The organism is Caballeronia sp. LZ001 (assembly GCF_031450875.1).
Lineage (GTDB): Bacteria > Pseudomonadota > Gammaproteobacteria > Burkholderiales > Burkholderiaceae > Caballeronia.
In genome coordinates, this window is record NZ_JARTVX010000004.1 from 4,474,228 (window position 1) to 4,491,357 (window position 17,130).

Annotated in this window: 16 protein-coding genes; 14 read left to right on the forward strand and 2 right to left on the reverse strand. The window is 61.5% G+C overall.

Annotated elements, in window-relative coordinates; all coding sequences use genetic code 11:
- Window positions 1-9 precede the first annotated feature (9 nt).
- From nuoG to P9292_RS32030, 14 genes are all read left to right on the forward strand, one after another.
- Entirely contained in the window at window positions 10-2,346 is a 2,337-nt protein-coding gene (gene nuoG / locus P9292_RS31965; protein ID WP_309962952.1) for an NADH-quinone oxidoreductase subunit NuoG, read from the forward strand.
- Window positions 2,347-3,411 (forward strand): NADH-quinone oxidoreductase subunit NuoH, encoded by a 1,065-nt coding sequence (nuoH, locus tag P9292_RS31970; RefSeq protein ID WP_244825480.1) that lies wholly within the window; start codon window positions 2,347-2,349, stop codon window positions 3,409-3,411.
- 33 nt (window positions 3,412-3,444) lie between these two features.
- Window positions 3,445-3,933 carry an NADH-quinone oxidoreductase subunit NuoI gene (gene nuoI, locus P9292_RS31975; RefSeq protein ID WP_244825478.1) on the forward strand — a complete coding sequence of 163 codons (489 nt, stop codon included), beginning with the start codon at window positions 3,445-3,447 and terminating at the stop codon, window positions 3,931-3,933.
- A 233-nt stretch (window positions 3,934-4,166) separates the two neighbouring features.
- A complete protein-coding gene (locus P9292_RS31980) occupies window positions 4,167-4,844 on the forward strand; it encodes an NADH-quinone oxidoreductase subunit J (protein WP_244825476.1) in 678 nt (225 codons plus the stop codon).
- A gap of 20 nt (window positions 4,845-4,864) precedes the next feature.
- Window positions 4,865-5,170, forward strand: coding sequence for an NADH-quinone oxidoreductase subunit NuoK (gene nuoK / locus P9292_RS31985; RefSeq protein WP_031360677.1), 306 nt, complete (start codon window positions 4,865-4,867; stop codon window positions 5,168-5,170).
- 17 nt (window positions 5,171-5,187) lie between these two features.
- Window positions 5,188-7,275 (forward strand): NADH-quinone oxidoreductase subunit L, encoded by a 2,088-nt coding sequence (gene nuoL / locus P9292_RS31990; RefSeq protein ID WP_244825474.1) that lies wholly within the window; start codon window positions 5,188-5,190, stop codon window positions 7,273-7,275.
- Window positions 7,276-7,288: 13 nt separating this feature from the next.
- On the forward strand, window positions 7,289-8,779 hold the full coding sequence (locus tag P9292_RS31995; protein ID WP_244825472.1) for an NADH-quinone oxidoreductase subunit M: 1,491 nt from the start codon (window positions 7,289-7,291) through the stop codon (window positions 8,777-8,779).
- A 25-nt stretch (window positions 8,780-8,804) separates the two neighbouring features.
- Entirely contained in the window at window positions 8,805-10,277 is a 1,473-nt protein-coding gene (nuoN, locus tag P9292_RS32000) for an NADH-quinone oxidoreductase subunit NuoN (protein ID WP_244825471.1), read from the forward strand.
- Entirely contained in the window at window positions 10,277-10,594 is a 318-nt protein-coding gene (locus tag P9292_RS32005; protein ID WP_250525969.1) for a DUF2818 family protein, read from the forward strand. Before nuoN ends, P9292_RS32005 begins: the two co-directional genes overlap by 1 nt.
- A 48-nt stretch (window positions 10,595-10,642) precedes the next feature.
- On the forward strand, window positions 10,643-11,251 hold the full coding sequence (locus tag P9292_RS32010; RefSeq protein WP_250525968.1) for an NUDIX domain-containing protein: 609 nt from the start codon (window positions 10,643-10,645) through the stop codon (window positions 11,249-11,251).
- A gap of 239 nt (window positions 11,252-11,490) precedes the next feature.
- A complete protein-coding gene (locus P9292_RS32015) occupies window positions 11,491-11,931 on the forward strand; it encodes a DUF1178 family protein (RefSeq protein WP_309962955.1) in 441 nt (146 codons plus the stop codon).
- 44 nt (window positions 11,932-11,975) lie between these two features.
- Window positions 11,976-13,172: an acyl-CoA dehydrogenase family protein gene (locus P9292_RS32020; protein WP_309962957.1), complete on the forward strand. Its 1,197-nt coding sequence runs from the start codon at window positions 11,976-11,978 to the stop codon at window positions 13,170-13,172.
- A 9-nt stretch (window positions 13,173-13,181) separates the two neighbouring features.
- Window positions 13,182-14,297, forward strand: a complete 1,116-nt coding sequence (locus tag P9292_RS32025) for an acyl-CoA dehydrogenase (RefSeq protein ID WP_309962960.1) — start codon at window positions 13,182-13,184, stop codon at window positions 14,295-14,297.
- Window positions 14,298-14,759, forward strand: a complete 462-nt coding sequence (locus P9292_RS32030; RefSeq protein ID WP_244825464.1) for a MaoC family dehydratase — start codon at window positions 14,298-14,300, stop codon at window positions 14,757-14,759.
- 27 nt (window positions 14,760-14,786) lie between these two features.
- Here the strand turns inward: P9292_RS32030 and P9292_RS32035 are convergent, their stop codons facing one another.
- The gene (locus P9292_RS32035) at window positions 14,787-16,013 is read right to left on the reverse strand and encodes an acyl-CoA dehydrogenase family protein (protein ID WP_309962962.1); all 1,227 of its coding nucleotides are present in this window, start codon (window positions 16,011-16,013) and stop codon (window positions 14,787-14,789) included.
- A gap of 23 nt (window positions 16,014-16,036) precedes the next feature.
- Window positions 16,037-17,119 (reverse strand): phosphotransferase, encoded by a 1,083-nt coding sequence (locus P9292_RS32040; protein WP_250509193.1) that lies wholly within the window; start codon window positions 17,117-17,119, stop codon window positions 16,037-16,039.
- Between the last annotated feature and the right edge of the window lie 11 nt (window positions 17,120-17,130).

The following is a 17,130-nucleotide window of genomic DNA, read 5'->3' on the forward strand; positions in this document are numbered from 1 at the left end:
TTATCCATCATGGTTGAACTAGAAATTGACGGCAAGACGGTCGAGGTTCCTGAAGGCAGCATGGTGATCCAGGCTGCGCATAAGGTCGATACGTACATTCCTCACTTCTGCTATCACAAGAAGCTGTCGATCGCGGCGAACTGCCGGATGTGCCTCGTCGAAGTCGAAAAGATGCCGAAGGCCGTTCCCGCGTGCGCCACGCCCGTATCCAACGGCATGATCGTGCGTACCACCTCCGACAAGGCCGTGAAGGCGCAGCAGTCGGTGATGGAGTTCCTGCTGATCAACCACCCGCTGGATTGCCCTATTTGCGATCAGGGCGGCGAGTGCCAGTTGCAGGATCTGGCCGTCGGTTACGGCAAGTCGCAATCGCGCTATAGCGAAGAAAAGCGCGTGGTGTTCCACAAGAACGTCGGCCCGCTCATCTCCATGGAAGAGATGACGCGCTGCATCCACTGTACGCGTTGCGTGCGCTTTGGCCAGGAAGTGGCCGGTGTGATGGAGCTCGGCATGCTGGGCCGTGGCGAGCATTCGGAAATCACCTCGTTCGTCGGCAAGACGGTCGACTCCGAACTGTCCGGCAACATGATCGATCTGTGCCCGGTCGGCGCGCTCACGAGCAAGCCGTTCCGCTATAGCGCGCGTACGTGGGAACTGTCGCGCCGCAAATCGGTGAGCCCGCACGATTCCGTTGGCGCGAACCTCGTCGTCCAGGTGAAGAACAATCGCGTCATGCGCGTTCTGCCGATGGAAAACGAAGCCATCAACGAATGCTGGATTTCAGACAAGGATCGCTTCTCCTATGAAGGTCTGAACGGCGACGAGCGCCTGAGCACGCCCATGCTCAAGCAAGGCGGCAACTGGATCGAAACCGACTGGCAGACCGCGCTCGAATACGTGGCCAAGGGCATCAAGGGTATCAAGGCGGACCACGGCGCGAACGCCATCGCTGCGCTGACCACGCCGCATGCAACGGTCGAAGAACTTTTCCTGCTGAAGCAATTCGCTGAAGGCGTGGGTACGCCCAACGTCGATTTCCGTCTGCGTCAGAACGACTTCTCGGCGCCCGTGGGCGTCGGCGCACCGTGGCTCGGCGTGCCTATCGCGGATCTGTCGAATGTCGATACCGCGTTCGTCATCGGTTCGTTCCTGCGTCGCGATCATCCGTTGCTGGCCGCGCGTCTGCGTCAGGCGGCGAAGAATGGCGCCATGCTCACGCTTCTCAACGCAAGCAACGACGACTCGCTGATCCCGACCGCGCATCGCCTGGTGGCGGCGCCGTCGGCCTGGCTCGACCAGCTCGCGGGCATCGCAGCCGCGGTGGCCGAAGCGCGTGGCTCGGAACTGCCGGAAGCGTTTGCCGGACGCGAAGTATCGGCGGCGGCGAAAGATGTCGCGGCATCGCTCTCGGCGGGCGACAAGCGCGTCGTGCTGCTCGGCAACCTCGCGGTTCAGCATCCCGATTTCGCGCAGATTCACGCGGCGGCGCAATGGATCGCGAACAGCACGGGCGCCACGCTCGGCTTCCTGACCGAAGGCGCGAATTCAGTGGGCGCGCATCTGGTCGACGTCCTGCCGGGCGAAGGCGGTCTCAACGCGCGCGAAGTGTTCGAACAGCCGCGCAAGGGCTACGTGCTGCTCAATGCAGAACCGGAATTCGATACGGCCAACCCCGCACAAGCCATCGCCGCATTGAAGCAGGCGGAAATGGTCGTGGTGATGTCGTCGTTCAAGCACGGCCTCGACTACGCGGACGTGTTGCTGCCCATCGCGCCGTTCACGGAAACGTCGGGCACCTTCGTCAACGCGGAAGGCACGGCTCAGTCGTTCAACGGCGTCGTGCGCGCGCTGGGCGACACGCGTCCGGGCTGGAAGGTTCTGCGGGTGCTCGGCACGTTGCTCGGTCTGTCGGGCTTCGATTACGACACGGCCGAAGAAGTGCGTATCGCCGCACTCGGCACGGGTGAGTTGAGCGCGCGTTTGTCGAACGAGACGACGGTCGCGGCCAAGCGCGCGGCGTCGAATGTCACGGCGAACGGCGGCTTCCAGCGTCTTGCCGACGTGCCGATCTATCACGCCGACGCACTGGTGCGCCGCGCCCCGTCGCTGCATCTGACGGCCGCGGCCCGCGACGCGAACATGGCGGGTCTGCCGACCGCGCTTTTCGACCAGCTCGGCCTGAAAGACGGCGAAGCAGTGCGCGTCAAGCAAGGCAATCTGTCGGTGGTGCTGCCCGCGGTTCGCGATGCGAATCTGGCGGAATCGGTGGTCCGCGTATCGGCGGGCACGTCAGCCGGCGCCGCGCTTGGCGGCCTGTTCGGCGAACTGGTAGTGGAGAAGGCGTAAATGGGCTTGTTCGATACGATCAACGCGGGCGGCACGCAGATTCTGGGCGTCGCATGGCCAACGGTGTGGGCGCTGGTGCGCATTGTCGTGGTCGCGGTAGTGATCCTGCTGTGCGTCGCGTACCTGATTCTCTGGGAACGCAAGCTCATCGGCTGGATGCACGTGCGTCTCGGCCCGAACCGCGTCGGCCCGGCAGGTCTCTTGCAGCCAATTGCGGACGTGCTGAAGCTGTTGCTCAAGGAAGTCATTCAGCCGACGCAAGCAAGCAAGTGGATTTACGTGATCGCGCCGATCATGACGGTGGTCCCGGCGTTCGCCGTGTGGGCGGTCATTCCGTTCCAGGCCAAGGCTGTGCTCGGCGACATCAACGCCGGTCTGCTGTATGTCATGGCGATCTCGTCCATCGGCGTGTACGGCGTGATTCTCGCGGGCTGGGCGTCGAACTCGAAGTACGCGTTCCTAGGCGCCATGCGCGCGGCGGCGCAGATGGTGTCCTACGAAATCTCGATGGGCTTCGCGCTGGTCGTCGTCCTGATGGTCGCGGGCACGTTGAACATGTCGGATATCGTCACGTCGCAGCAACGCGGCATTTTCGCGGGCTTCGGCGTCAACTTCCTGTCGTGGAACTGGCTGCCGCTTCTGCCAATGTTCGTCGTGTACTTCATCTCGGGCATCGCCGAAACGAACCGCCATCCGTTCGACGTGGTGGAAGGCGAATCGGAAATCGTCGCCGGTCACATGATCGATTACTCCGGCATGGCGTTCGCGCTGTTCTTCCTCGCCGAGTACATCAACATGATCGTGATCTCGGCGATCGCCACGACGCTGTTCCTCGGCGGCTGGGACGCACCGTTCGGCTTCCTGTCGTTCATCCCGGGCGTGTTCTGGTTCGTTTTCAAGGTCTTCCTCCTGCTGTCGGTCTTCATCTGGGCGCGCGCGACTTTCCCGCGTTACCGCTACGACCAGATCATGCGTCTTGGCTGGAAAGTGTTCCTGCCGGTGTCGGTGGTGTGGGTCGTCGTGGTCGGCTTCTGGATCATGTCGCCGCTCAACATCTGGAAGTAACGGCGCGCAAAGAGACAAGAGCGGACAAATATCATGAACGCAATACAGAGCTTTTTTAAGACCTTCTTCCTGACCGAACTGCTCAAGGGTCTGGCGCTGACGGGACGCTACACGTTTCAGCGCAAGATCACGGTGCAGTTCCCGGAAGAGAAGACGCCTATTTCTCCGCGTTTTCGTGGCCTGCATGCACTGCGCCGCTATGAAAACGGTGAAGAGCGCTGCATTGCCTGCAAGCTGTGCGAGGCAGTATGCCCGGCGCTCGCCATTACGATCGAATCGGAAACGCGTGCTGACAATACGCGCCGCACGACGCGTTATGACATCGACCTGACCAAGTGCATCTTCTGCGGCTTCTGCGAAGAAAGCTGCCCGGTCGACTCGATCGTCGAGACGCACATCCTCGAATATCACGGCGAGAAGCGCGGCGACCTGTACTTCACGAAGGACATGCTGCTTGCGGTGGGCGACCGTTACGAGACAGAAATCGCCGCATCGAAGGCGGCAGACGCGCCTTATCGTTGATGCGAAGCCGAGCCTGGAGCGCCGCGCGAGAGAAACAGAAACCACGTTCGCGCGCTCCCGTCCTCGACATGTCGTTGCGTTTTTGTTGTTGCTGTCTGGCACAATGCGGCGCGCTTAGTGACCGTGCTTCGTGGCTGATCTTCCCCGGCCGCGCTTTGTCCGTCGCACGGAGAGAGCGAGCCGAAGCGCCGATACACCATGCCTCTTGATGGCCTAACGATGAACCGGTAATCATGGAATTCACAACCGTACTGTTCTATATCTTCGCGCTGCTCCTGACCGTGTCGGCGCTGAAGGTGATCACTTCGCGCAACCCGGTGTCATCCGCGCTCTTCCTCGTGCTCGCGTTCTTCAACGCGGCCGCGATCTGGATGCTGCTGCAGGCCGAATTCCTCGCGATCCTGCTGGTTCTCGTCTACGTGGGCGCCGTGATGGTGCTGTTCCTCTTCGTCGTGATGATGCTCGACATCAACATCGACGTACTGCGACGCGACTTCAGACGCTTCGTGCCGCTCGCGAGCATCGTGGGCGCGATCATCGTGGTGGAAACGGCGCTGATCCTGTGGCACGGTTTCGGCGCGACGACCACGCCGGTGGTCGGCGCGGCTGTCAGCGGCGCGGCGGTGATGCCGAACACGCAGCTCATCGGCAAGATCATCTACACGGACTACATCTTCGCGTTCGAAATCGCCGGTCTCGTGCTGCTGGTCGCCATCATCGCGGCGATCTCGCTCACCATTCGCGACAAGAAGGACAAGAAGACGCAGACCGTTAGCCAGCAGGTCAAGGTGCGTGCTCAGGACCGCGTGCGTATCGTCAAGATGAAGTCCGAGACAGAGGCGCCCGACGCCGCGACGGAACCGCCCGTGACCGGCAACATCGGTGCGGGAACGGTCGACAACAAGGGCTGAGCGCGAAGGAGAATATCGAAATGTTGAGTCTTGCCCATTACCTCGTGCTCGGTGCGATCCTCTTTGCGATCAGCATCGTCGGCATCTTCCTGAATCGCCGTAACGTCATCATCATTTTGATGGCCATCGAGCTGATGCTGCTCGCGGTGAACACCAATTTCGTCGCGTTCTCGCATTATCTGGGCGACATACACGGCCAGATCTTCGTGTTCTTCGTGCTGACCGTGGCTGCTGCTGAAGCGGCAATCGGTCTCGCGATTCTCGTGACCCTGTTCCGCAGCCTCGACACGATCAACGTCGAGGACCTCGATCAGCTCAAAGGTTAATTTCAGGCTAGGCTGTTATGTCCATGACACTCAATGAAAACGTCCTGCTTGCGGTTCCGCTGGCGCCGCTTGCCGGTTCGCTGATCGCGGGGCTGCTGGGAAAGACGATAGGGCGCAAGGGCGCGCACAGCGTGACGATTCTCGGCGTCGCGATCTCCTTCGTGCTGTCCGCGATGGTCTTCTTCGACGTGCTGAACGGCGCGAGCTACAACGCCACCGTCTACGAATGGATGACGGTCGGTTCGCTCAAGATGGAAGTCGGCTTCCTGGTCGACTCGCTCACCGCGATGATGATGGTCATCGTGACCTTCGTCTCGCTGATGGTGCACATCTACACCATCGGCTACATGGCGGATGAAGAAGTCGGTTACGAGCGGTTCTTCTCATACATCTCGCTCTTCACGTTTTCCATGCTGATGCTCGTCATGGCGAACAACTTCCTGCAGCTGTTCTTCGGCTGGGAAGCCGTGGGTCTTGTGTCGTACTTGCTGATCGGCTTCTACTTCACGCGTGAAACCGCGATCTACGCCAACATGAAGGCGTTTATCGTGAACCGCGTGGGCGACTTCGGTTTTCTGCTGGGCATCGGCCTGTTGCTGGCGTTCGGCGGCTCGTTGAACTACGGCGACGTGTTCGCGCAAAGCGACAAGCTCGCGACCATGACCTTCCCCGGCACGCAATGGGGCTTGCTGACGGTATCGTGCATTTGCCTCTTCATCGGCGCGATGGGTAAGTCCGCGCAGTTTCCGCTGCACGTGTGGCTGCCCGACTCGATGGAAGGCCCGACGCCGATCTCCGCGCTGATCCACGCGGCAACCATGGTAACGGCCGGTATCTTCATGGTGACGCGCATGTCGCCGCTCTTCGAGCATTCGGATGCGGCGCTGTCGTTCGTCACGGTCATCGGTGCGATCACCGCGTTGTTCATGGGCTTTCTCGGCGTCGTGCAGAACGACATCAAGCGCGTGGTGGCTTACTCCACGCTATCGCAGCTCGGTTACATGACGGTCGCGCTCGGCGTGTCGGCTTATCCGGTCGCCGTGTTCCACCTTGCCACGCATGCGTTCTTCAAGGCGTTGCTGTTCCTCGGCGCGGGTTCGGTCATCATCGGCATGCACCACGACCAGGACATGCGCAACATGGGCGGTCTGCGCAAGTACATGCCGATCACCTGGATCACGTCGCTGATCGGTTCGCTCGCGCTGATCGGCACGCCGTTCTTCTCCGGCTTCTACTCGAAAGATTCGATCATCGAAGCGGCCAAGGCCTCGCACCTGGCGGGCTCCGGCTTTGCGTACTTCGCGGTGGTCGCAAGCGTGTTCGTCACGTCGCTGTACTCGTTCCGCATGTACTTCATGGTGTTCCACGGTCCGGAGCGTTTCCGCGGTCCGAAGCATCCCGATTCGCCGATGGGTCAAGCTGAAGCACATGGCCACGGTCACGATTCGCACGGCCATGGTCACGACGACCACGGGCACGGCCATGATGACCACGGCCACGCGCACGTGCCGCACGAAACCCCGTGGGTGGTGTGGCTGCCGCTCGTGCTGCTGGCTATTCCGTCGATCATCATCGGCGCGATCGGCATCGGTCCGATGGTCTACGGCGACTTCTTCTCGCACGGCGTGATCTTCGACAAGGTGATCTACATTGCCGAAAACCACGAAGGCCTGAAGGAAATGGCCACGGAGTTCCACGGCTGGATGGCCATGGCGCTGCACGGCATCATCACGCCGGGACCGGTGTGGATCGCGGCTTTCGGCGTGATCGTCGCGTGGTTCCTGTATATCAAGCGTCCGGATCTGCCCGCTGTCATCAAGAAGGCGTCCGGCCCGATCTATACGCTCCTCGACAACAAGTACTACTTCGACAAGATCAACGAAGTGGTCTTCGCCAAGGGCGCGGTCGCCATTGGCCGGGGGCTGTGGAAAGAGGGCGATGTGGTCGTCATCGACGGCATCGTCAACGGCAGTGCGCGGTTCGTCGGCTGGTTCGCCGGTGTGATCCGCTTCCTTCAATCCGGTTACATCTATCACTACGCGTTCGCCATGATTATCGGCATGTTGGGGCTCTTGACCCTGTTTGTAACGCTCGGCGGCAAATAAGGCGAGGGACCCTATGCACTCTTTTCCGATTCTCAGTGTCGCGATCTGGCTGCCGATCGTATTCGGCGTCCTGGTCCTGGCTATAGGTAACGACCACAACCCGGCGCCCGCGCGCTGGGTCGCATTGATCGGCTCGGTGCTCGGGCTGATCGTGACGATCCCCCTCATCACCGGCTTCGATACGTCGACGGCCGCGTTGCAGTTCGTCGAGCAGGCGAGCTGGATCGAACGCTTCAACATCACGTATCACCTGGGCGTGGACGGCATCTCGATGTGGTTTGTCGTGCTGACCGCGCTCATCACGGTGATCGTGGTGATCGCCGCATGGGAAGTGATCACCGAGCGCGTCTCGCAGTACCTGGCCGCGTTCCTGATTCTCTCGGGCATCATGATCGGCGTGTTCTCGACCGCCGACGGCCTGTTGTTCTACGTGTTCTTCGAGGCCACGCTCATCCCGATGTACATCATCATCGGCGTGTGGGGCGGTCCGAACCGTGTGTATGCGGCGTTCAAGTTCTTCCTGTACACGCTGGCCGGCTCGCTTCTGATGCTGATCGCGCTGCTGTACCTGTACACGCAGACGCACACGTTCGACCTCGCCACGTGGCAAGCCGCGAAGATCGGCATGACGCCGCAGGTGCTGCTGTTCATAGCGTTCTTCCTCGCGTTCGCCGTCAAGGTGCCGATGTGGCCCGTCCACACCTGGCTGCCCGACGCTCACGTGGAAGCACCGACGGGCGGCTCGGTCGTGCTTGCCGCGATCATGCTGAAGCTCGGCGCGTACGGTTTTCTGCGCTTTTCGCTGCCCATCGCGCCGGACGCAAGCCACTTTCTCGCGCCCGTGGTCATCACGCTGTCGCTGATCGCGGTGATCTACATCGGTCTCGTCGCGCTCGTTCAGGCGGACATGAAGAAGCTGGTGGCGTATTCGTCGATTGCGCACATGGGCTTCGTCACGCTTGGCTTCTTCATCTTCAGCCAGCTTGGCGTGGAAGGCGCGATCATCCAGATGATCTCGCACGGCTTCGTCTCGGGCGCGATGTTCCTTTCCATCGGCGTGCTGTACGACCGCGTCCACTCGCGCCAGATCGCGGATTACGGCGGTGTCGTCAATACCATGCCGAAGTTCGCGGCGTTCTCCATGTTGTTCGCCATGGCCAACTGCGGCCTGCCGGGCACCTCGGGTTTCGTCGGCGAGTTCATGGTGATTCTGGCCGCCGTGAAGTTCAACTTCTGGATCGGTTTCCTGGCCACGTTCACGCTGATTCTCGGCGCGGCCTATACGCTGTGGATGTACAAGCGCGTGTACTTCGGCGCCGTGGCGAACGACCATGTCGCGAAGCTGAAGGACATCAACAAGCGCGAAATGTTCATGCTGGTGGTGCTCGCAGCGTTCACGCTGTACATGGGCCTGCATCCGAAGCCCTTCACCGACGTCATGCACGAATCGGTGGCAAACCTGCTCTCCCACGTCGCGCAGTCCAAGCTGCCGCTGGATCAGTAACGCCGTGCGGAGGAATTAAAAGATCATGCAAAACGCCCCTATGAGTGTGCTGTTGCCCGACGCGGTCCTGATGGCCGCAGTCGTCATCGCCTGGCTGAACGACACGATCTTCGGCGTGCCAAGCCGTCGTGTCACGTATCTGATCGCGCTCGTGTCGACCCTCGTGGTCGGCGTGTGGTTCGCGTTCACGGCACTTGATCCGACGCCGCATTACTTCTTCACGCGCATGTATGTCGTCGATCCGTTCGCGAGCGCCATGAAAGCGGTGGTGTGTCTGGGCTACGCGGTGTCGGTCATCTATTCGCGGCGCTATCTGGAAGACCGCGGTCTGTTTCGCGGCGACTTCTTCCTGCTTGGCCTCTTTTCGCTGCTCGGCCAGTGCGTGATGATTTCGGGCAACAACTTCCTCACGCTGTACCTCGGCCTCGAACTGATGTCGCTGTCGCTGTATGCGGTCATCGCGCTGCGCAAGGATTCGCCGCAGGCGAACGAATCGGCGATGAAGTACTACGTCCTCGGCGCGCTCGCTTCCGGCTTCCTGCTCTACGGCATATCCATGCTTTATGGCGCGACCGGCTCGCTGGAACTGGGTGAAGTCTTCAAGGCGGTGGCTTCGGGCCGCATCAACGACGCGGTGCTGTTGTTCGGCATCATCTTCGTCGTGGCGGGCGTGGCGTTCAAGATGGGCGCGGTGCCGTTCCATATGTGGGTGCCGGACGTCTATCAAGGCGCACCGACCGCAATGACCTTGCTCACCGGCGGCGGCCCGAAGGTCGCGGCCTTTGCGTGGGGCTTGCGCTTCTTGGTGATGGGTCTGCTGCCTTTCGCGGTCGACTGGCAAGAGATGCTCGTGATTCTCGCCGCGCTGTCGCTAATCGTCGGCAACGTCACCGGTATCGTGCAGAAGAACATCAAGCGGATGCTCGCGTACTCGGCCATCTCCAACATGGGCTTCGTGCTTCTCGGCCTGCTGGCTGGCGTGGTGGACGGCAAGGTAACGGGCGCGGCGGGCGCCTACAGCTCGGCAATGTTCTACAGCATCATCTACCTCGTCACGACGCTTGGCACCTTCGGCGTGGTCATGCTGCTTGCGCGCCGCGACTTCGAAGCCGAGATGATCGACGACTTCAAGGGATTGAATCAGCGCAGCCCGGTGTTCGCGTTCGTCATGATGATCATGATGTTCTCGCTCGCGGGCATTCCGCCGACCGTCGGTTTCTATGCGAAGCTCGCCGTGCTCGAAGCGACGATGAACGCCGGTCTGACGTGGCTCGCCGTGCTGGCCGTCCTGACATCGCTGGTCGGTGCGTTCTACTACCTGCGCATCGTGAAGCTGATGTACTTCGACGCGCCGCAAGATGCGTCGCCGATCGTTGCCGGCAGCCTCAATCGCTCCTTGCTGGCGTTCAACGGTCTGGCCGTGCTCGTGCTCGGTCTCGTGCCCGGCCCGCTGATGACGGCTTGCCTGCAAGCGATCACGCATACGCTGCCGCTGTAATGTCGGCAGCGGGATGGTTTATCGTGCTGTTGGCGCTCGTCGGCGCCAACTTGCCGTTCCTGAATCAGCGCCTTTTTGCCGTCGTGCCGCTCAAGCTTCATGCGGATGGGAGCAAGACGGCGAAGAAGGGCGTCTGGATTCGGATCGGCGAGTTGCTCGTTCTTTACTTCGCGGTCGGCGCGCTCGGCTTCATGCTCGAAGCGCGCGCCGGCAACCGCTTCGATCAGGAATGGCAGTTTTATGCCATTACCTTCAGTCTCTTCGTGGTGTTCGCGTTTCCGGGCTTCACGTATCAGTATCTTGTCAAACGCCGCTGACGGCTGGTTGCTGTCGGCGGCTTTTGGCCATTTGGCATAGGGCTCAAGATGGCAGATCACAACGCTTCTTCCACCGCGAACTTCGGTAACGACGACGGCCTAATCGAGAAGAAGGTCGAAAGCGTCACGCTTCACGAAGGCAAATTTTTGACGCTCAAGCGCGATACCGTGGAATTGCCCGACGGCAAGCACGCCACGCGCGAATTCGTCGAGCATCCGGGCGCGATGATGATCCTGCCGGAATTCGACGATGGTCGCGTCTTGCTGGAACGGCAGTATCGGTATCCGGTGGGAAAGGTGCTGCTCGAATTTCCCGCCGGCAAGCTCGATCCCAACGAAGACGAGCTGACATGCGCGAAGCGTGAACTGCTGGAAGAGACGGGCTATACCGCGAGCGAGTGGATTTTTCTGACGCGTATCCACCCCGTGATCTCCTATTCGACCGAGTTCATCGATCTCTATCTCGCGCGCGGTCTCACCGCTGGCGATGCCCGGCTCGATGAAGGCGAATTTCTCGAGACGTTTATCGCGGAGCCGGCGCAGCTCATGCAGTGGGTGAAGGACGGCACGATCAGCGATGTTAAGACGATCATCGGCGCGTTCTGGCTGGAGAAGGTGCGCTCGGGAGAGTGGGCGTTGGGAGAATCGAAGGCGTAGTCGTCATCCGTTGAACCGCTGAAGACGTATCGCTTGCCCCAAGATCATTCGATCTTGGGGCTTGTTCATTTTCGGCGCAGTGCCAGACTGCCACATTTCGCGTTATGGGTGAGCCAAGCGCCCGTACCCTCGAACCGCTAGAATCGATCACCGGTCGAGCAATCAAAAGATTAGTCTTTACGAACGACCGTTCACAATCGATAGTTTTTGAGATAAACTTCCCGGAAGTCCCCATCAGCATGAAGGTCCTCGATTTAAAGTGCTCGCAAGAACATCGGTTTGAAGGCTGGTTCGCTTCTACCGAAGAGTTCGAATCGCAACTGTTGCGCAAGCTGGTTGCGTGTCCGGTCTGTTCGGAGACGGATGTGAGCCGCATGCCATCGGCGCCGCGTCTGAATCTTTCGACGGCGCGCAACGACCGCGCGGTACCGACGGAACCATCGCCGGATGCGGCGGGCGTTCAGGCGCGCGCGCTTCATTTCATGCGCGAGTTGATCGAGAAGACCGAGAACGTGGGCGATCGTTTTGCCGAGGAAGCACGGCGCATTCATTACGATGAAGCGCCCGCGCGCAATATCCGCGGCGTGACGACGCCCGAAGAAACGCATGCCTTGCTGGAAGAAGGGATCGACGTATTGCCGTTGCCCGTTCTGGCCGCACTGAAAGAGCCGCTGCAGTAAATCAGCGGTGTCTCGTGTGGTCGGCTACACAGGAGACACAGCGCATGAATCTCGATCATTCCCCTGCGGACGAAGCCTTTCGCGCCGACATCCGTAACTGGCTCGAAGCCAGCTTGCCGCGCGCATTGCGCGACAAGGTTCTCAATCATAAGCGTCTGACTCGCGAAGACTTTGCGAACTGGCACAAGCTGCTCGGCGAGCGCGGCTGGTCGGCGGTCGCGTGGCCGAAGCAGTATGGCGGTCCCGGCTGGAACGCCACGCAGCGTCATATCTGGGACGAAGAATCCGCGCGCGCGGGCGCACCGATGGTCCTGCCATTCGGCGTATCGATGGTCGGTCCCGTACTCATGAAATATGGCAGCGACGCGCAAAAGGCTCGCTATCTGCCGCGCATTCTCGATGGCTCCGACTGGTGGTGTCAGGGCTATTCCGAGCCCGGCTCCGGTTCCGATCTCGCTTCGTTGCGCACGCGCGCCGAGCGACAGGGCGATCACTACATCGTCAATGGTCAGAAAACGTGGACCACGCTCGCGCAACATGCCGACATGATGTTCTGCCTCGTGCGTACCGATCCCGAGGCCAAGAAACAGGAGGGCATTTCGTTCCTTCTGATCGATATGAAAACGCCGGGCATCACCGTGCGGCCGATCATCACGCTCGACGAAGATCACGAAGTCAACGAAGTCTTTTTCGACGACGTGAAGGTACCGGTCCCCAATCTCGTCGGCGAGGAGAATCGCGGCTGGACGTATGCGAAGTATTTGCTGGGGCACGAGCGAACGGGCATTGCGCGCGTGGGGCAATCGAAGCGTGAACTGCGCTTTCTCAAGCGGCTTGCACTCGAACGCACGAGCCGCGGCCAGCCGCTTTTGCACGATCCCTTGTTCGCCGCGAAAGTCGCCGCGCTCGAGATAGAACTGATGGCCCTCGAAGCAACGGTGCAGCGCGTGATCGCAAGCGAGTCGGATGCAAAAGGTCCGGGGCCCGAAGCATCGATGCTGAAGATCAAAGGCACGGAAGTGCAGCAGGCGCTGACCGAACTCATGTTCGAAGCGGCCGGACCGCAAGCGGCCTGCTTCGATCCCGCGTACCTCGAAGGCGAGCGCGACGCGAGCCAGACCGGCGACGACGATGCCGCGCCGCTTGCCGCGTACTACTTCAACTTTCGCAAGACGTCGATCTATGGCGGCTCGAACGAGATTCAAAAGAATATCATCGCGCAGATGATTCTGGGCCTTTGAGGAGCGCGCATGGACTTCGATTTCACCGATGAACAGCAGCAGTTTCGCGATGCACTGCGCCGCTATCTCGACCGCGAATATTCGTTCGACGCGCGGCAGAAGATCGTCATGTCGCAAGCGGGCGTCGATGCACGGCACTGGAACGCGTTCGCCGAGCTCGGCTTGCTGGCGCTGCCCGTTCCCGAAGCGCAAGGCGGTTTCGATGGTGGGCCCGTCGATATGCTCGTCGTGATGCAAGAGCTCGGGCGCGCGCTCGTCGTCGAGCCTTATTGGGCGACGGCGGTCGGCATCGAAGCGTTGCGGCTCGCGGCATCGGCGGAACAGGGCGAATTGCTCGAGCGCGCCGGACGTGGCGAACTCAGGATGGCGGTGGCGTTCAACGAGCCGCACGCGCGCTACGATCTCTTCGATCTTCGCACTACGGCGAGCAAGCAAGGCGAACGCCATACGCTCGACGGCAGGAAGTCGGTCGTGCAGCACGGCGCGCAGGCCGATTACTGGATCGTGCCCGCGCGTCTCGCCGATGAAGTCGCGCTCTTTTTGGTGCCGCGCGATGCCGCCAACGTCGATGTCACCGACTACCGCACGATCGACGGTCAGCGCGCCGCGACGCTCGTCTTCAGGAACACGCAAGCCACGCGTTTGAACGGCGGTGCGGCCACGTTCGCGAAGATCGCCGATTACGCCACGCTTTTGCTTTGCGCCGAAGCCCTCGGCGCGCTCGATGCGCTCGATCGCGCGACCGTCGACTACACGAAGGAGCGCAAGCAGTTCGGTGCGCCCATCGCGCGGTTTCAAGTGCTGCAGCATCGCATGGTGGACATGCTGATCCACACCGAGCAGGCACGCTCCATCACGTATCTCGCCGCTGCGCGTTACGCCAGCGGCGACGCGGCCACGCGCACGCAGGCCATTTCCGCTGCGAAGGCGCGTGTCGGTCAGGCGGCGCGCTTCGTCGGGCAACAGGCGGTGCAGTTGCACGGCGGCATGGGCGTGACCAACGAGATGCCCGCCGCGCACTGGTTCAAACGGCTGTCGATCATCGAGACGACGCTCGGCGACGTGGACTACCACCTCGCGCGTTTTGCGTCTCAACCCGCGTTTCATGACCTGGAAGGAGCTTGAATGACCTACGCCTATGAAGATTTCGAAGTCGGTGATGCGGTGACACTCTCCGCCCACACGTTCACGCGCGATGAGATCATCGAGTTCGCGAAGCGTTACGATCCGCAGCCGTTCCATCTGTCGGAGGAAGCGGGCAAGGCGTCGCATTTCGGCGGTCTCGTTGCGAGCGGCTGGAACACCTGTTCCGCGATGATGGGCATTCTCGTGCGCGACATGCTCGCCGATTCGACCTCGATGGGTTCGCCCGGTCTCGACAATATCCGCTGGATCAAGCCGGTGCGCGTCGACGATTCGGTGCGGCTTACGGTGCGCGTGCTGGACAAGCGCGTGTCGAAGAGCAAGCCGGATCGCGGTATCGTCGCCACGCGCTGGGAAGCGCATAACCAGGATGGCGAACTGGTGCTGACGGTGGATTCGGCGGCGCTGTTCGGGTTGCGCGACGCGGGTTCGCAAGCGAGCTAAAGGGCGCGGCGAGGCCGTCTTCCTCGCTCAATCGCGCGCTTCCGAATACCGCCCGAACTCGAGCTTCGCGATGGCATTGCGATGCACTTCGTCCGGCCCATCCGCGAGCCGCAGCGTGCGCGCCGAAGCATACGCATAAGCGAGCGGAAAGTCGTCGCAGATGCCGGCCGCGCCGTGCGCCTGTATCGCCCAGTCGATGACCTGACACGCGATGTTCGGCGCCACGACCTTGATCATCGCGATCTCGCCGCGCGCGCCCTTGTTGCCGACGGTGTCCATCATGTAGGCAGCTTTGAGCGTGAGCAGACGCGCCTGTTCGATCATGATGCGCGCCTCGGCGATGCGCTCTTGCGTCACGCCTTGCCGCGCAATCGGCTTGCCGAACGCCACGCGCGACAGCGTGCGCTTCGTCATCAGTTCGAGCGCGCGTTCGGCGAGACCGATGAGCCGCATGCAATGATGAATGCGCCCCGGCCCGAGCCGCCCTTGCGCGATCTCGAAGCCGCGTCCGGCGCCGAGCAATAGGTTGGCGGCCGGCACGCGCACTTGCTCGAGCGTAATCTCCATGTGGCCGTGCGGCGCGTCGTCGTAGCCGAAAACATTGAGCGGCCGACGCACCGTGATGCCCGCTGCATCGGCAGGCACGAGGATCATCGATTGTTGCGCGTGGCGTGGCGCATCGGGATCGGTCTTGCCCATCACGATATACACCTTGCAGCGCGGATCGCCCGCACCGGATGACCACCACTTGTGGCCATCGACGACGTAATCGTCGCCATCGCGCGTGATGCTGCAACGGATGTTCGTCGCATCCGACGACGCCACTTCCGGCTCGGTCATCAGAAACGCCGAACGAATCTCGCCGCGCAGAAGCGGTTCGAGCCACTGCGCCTTTTGCGCTTCGGTGCCATAGCGTTCGATGGTCTCCATGTTGCCGGTATCGGGCGCATTGCAGTTGAAGACTTCGGGCGCCCACGGTACGCGACCCATGATTTCGCAGAGCGGCGCGTATTCGAGATTCGTGAGACCCGCGCCACGCGCCGATGCCGGCAGAAACAGATTCCACAGTCCTTCGCGACGTGCGTGGTCCTTGAGGTTTTCGATCAGCCGCGTCGGCACCCATGCGTTGCCCGCCGCGCCATTGGCTGCGATCTCCTCGGCGAAGGCGTGTTCGTTCGGATAGATATGCGCGTCGAAGAAGGCGAGCAGCTTCTCGCGCAGCGCGTGCACCTTCTCTGTGTAGTCGAAATTCATCGCTCGTCTCCTCTTTTCCGTCTTCAGTGGCCGACTTTCTGGGCGTAGTGCCAGGCAAGTTCGGCCATCGGCCGCGCGCGCCGGCCCGCATCGGCGGCTTGTGCGCTCGCGGCGGTGCCATCGACCACACGCTTCATGATGCCTTGCAGAATCGCGGCAATGCGGAACATGTTGTAGGCAAGGTAAAAGTTCCAGTCGCCTTCGATCGCAAAGCCCGTGCGTTCGCAATAGCGTGCGACGTAGGCGGCTTCGTCGGGAATGCCGAGCGCGGTCCAGTCGAGTCCCGCGATACCGCGAAACTGCGATGGATCGACATGCCAAGCCATGCAGTGATACGCGAAGTCGGCGAGCGGATCGCCGAGCGTGGAGAGTTCCCAGTCGAGCACGGCAAGCACGCGCGGCTCGTTCGGATGAAAGATCAGGTTGTCGAGCCGGAAGTCGCCATGCACGATGCTGACGCGCGCCTCGACTTGCGGGATATGCCGCGGCAACCATTCGATCAGGCGGTCCATTGCGTCGATGGATTCGGTTTGCGACGCGACGTACTGCTTGCTCCAGCGTCCGATTTGCCGCTCGAAGTAGTTGCCAGGCTTGCCGTAGGTGGCGAGTCCGACCGCTGCTACATCGACGGTATGAAGCGCGGCGATCACGCGGTTGGTCTCGCCGTAGATCGCGGCGCGTTCGTCGGCCGACATGCCGGGCAGCGACGGGTCCCACAAGACGCGGCCTTCGACGAAATCCATGACATAGAACGCCCGGCCGATCACGCTCTCGTCCTCGCACAGCGCGAGCATGCGCGCGACGGGGACATCCGTGGCGGCGAGTGCATGCATCACGCGATATTCACGCTCGATTGCATGCGCCGATGGCAAGAGCTTCGCGGCCGGCCCGGGCTTCGAGCGCATGACATAAGCGCGCGTGGGCGTGACGAGTTTGAAGGTCGGATTCGACTGGCCGCCCGCGAACTGCTCCAGCTTGAGTGGGCCGCTGAATCCTTCGACGTGCGCGGCAAGCCACGCGGCGAGCGCGTCGCTATCGAAGCGCTGGCTCTCGTGCACCGGACGCGTTCCTTCGAACGCTGCGAAATCGGTTTCGTTGTCTGGCATCGTCTCCTCCC

Coding starts and splice junctions, on each gene's coding strand:
- P9292_RS31980 (WP_244825476.1), top strand. CDS start 4,167: ATGGAATTCACAACCGTACTGTTCTATATCTTCGCGCTGCTCCTGACC.
- nuoK (WP_031360677.1), top strand. CDS start 4,865: ATGTTGAGTCTTGCCCATTACCTCGTGCTCGGTGCGATCCTCTTTGCG.
- P9292_RS32005 (WP_250525969.1), top strand. CDS start 10,277: ATGTCGGCAGCGGGATGGTTTATCGTGCTGTTGGCGCTCGTCGGCGCC.
- nuoN (WP_244825471.1), top strand. CDS start 8,805: ATGCAAAACGCCCCTATGAGTGTGCTGTTGCCCGACGCGGTCCTGATG.
- P9292_RS32010 (WP_250525968.1), top strand. CDS start 10,643: ATGGCAGATCACAACGCTTCTTCCACCGCGAACTTCGGTAACGACGAC.
- P9292_RS32040 (WP_250509193.1), bottom strand. CDS start 17,119: ATGCCAGACAACGAAACCGATTTCGCAGCGTTCGAAGGAACGCGTCCG.
- P9292_RS31995 (WP_244825472.1), top strand. CDS start 7,289: ATGCACTCTTTTCCGATTCTCAGTGTCGCGATCTGGCTGCCGATCGTA.
- nuoG (WP_309962952.1), top strand. CDS start 10: ATGGTTGAACTAGAAATTGACGGCAAGACGGTCGAGGTTCCTGAAGGC.
- P9292_RS32035 (WP_309962962.1), bottom strand. CDS start 16,013: ATGAATTTCGACTACACAGAGAAGGTGCACGCGCTGCGCGAGAAGCTG.
- nuoH (WP_244825480.1), top strand. CDS start 2,347: ATGGGCTTGTTCGATACGATCAACGCGGGCGGCACGCAGATTCTGGGC.
- nuoI (WP_244825478.1), top strand. CDS start 3,445: ATGAACGCAATACAGAGCTTTTTTAAGACCTTCTTCCTGACCGAACTG.
- P9292_RS32015 (WP_309962955.1), top strand. CDS start 11,491: ATGAAGGTCCTCGATTTAAAGTGCTCGCAAGAACATCGGTTTGAAGGC.
- P9292_RS32025 (WP_309962960.1), top strand. CDS start 13,182: ATGGACTTCGATTTCACCGATGAACAGCAGCAGTTTCGCGATGCACTG.
- P9292_RS32030 (WP_244825464.1), top strand. CDS start 14,298: ATGACCTACGCCTATGAAGATTTCGAAGTCGGTGATGCGGTGACACTC.
- nuoL (WP_244825474.1), top strand. CDS start 5,188: ATGTCCATGACACTCAATGAAAACGTCCTGCTTGCGGTTCCGCTGGCG.
- P9292_RS32020 (WP_309962957.1), top strand. CDS start 11,976: ATGAATCTCGATCATTCCCCTGCGGACGAAGCCTTTCGCGCCGACATC.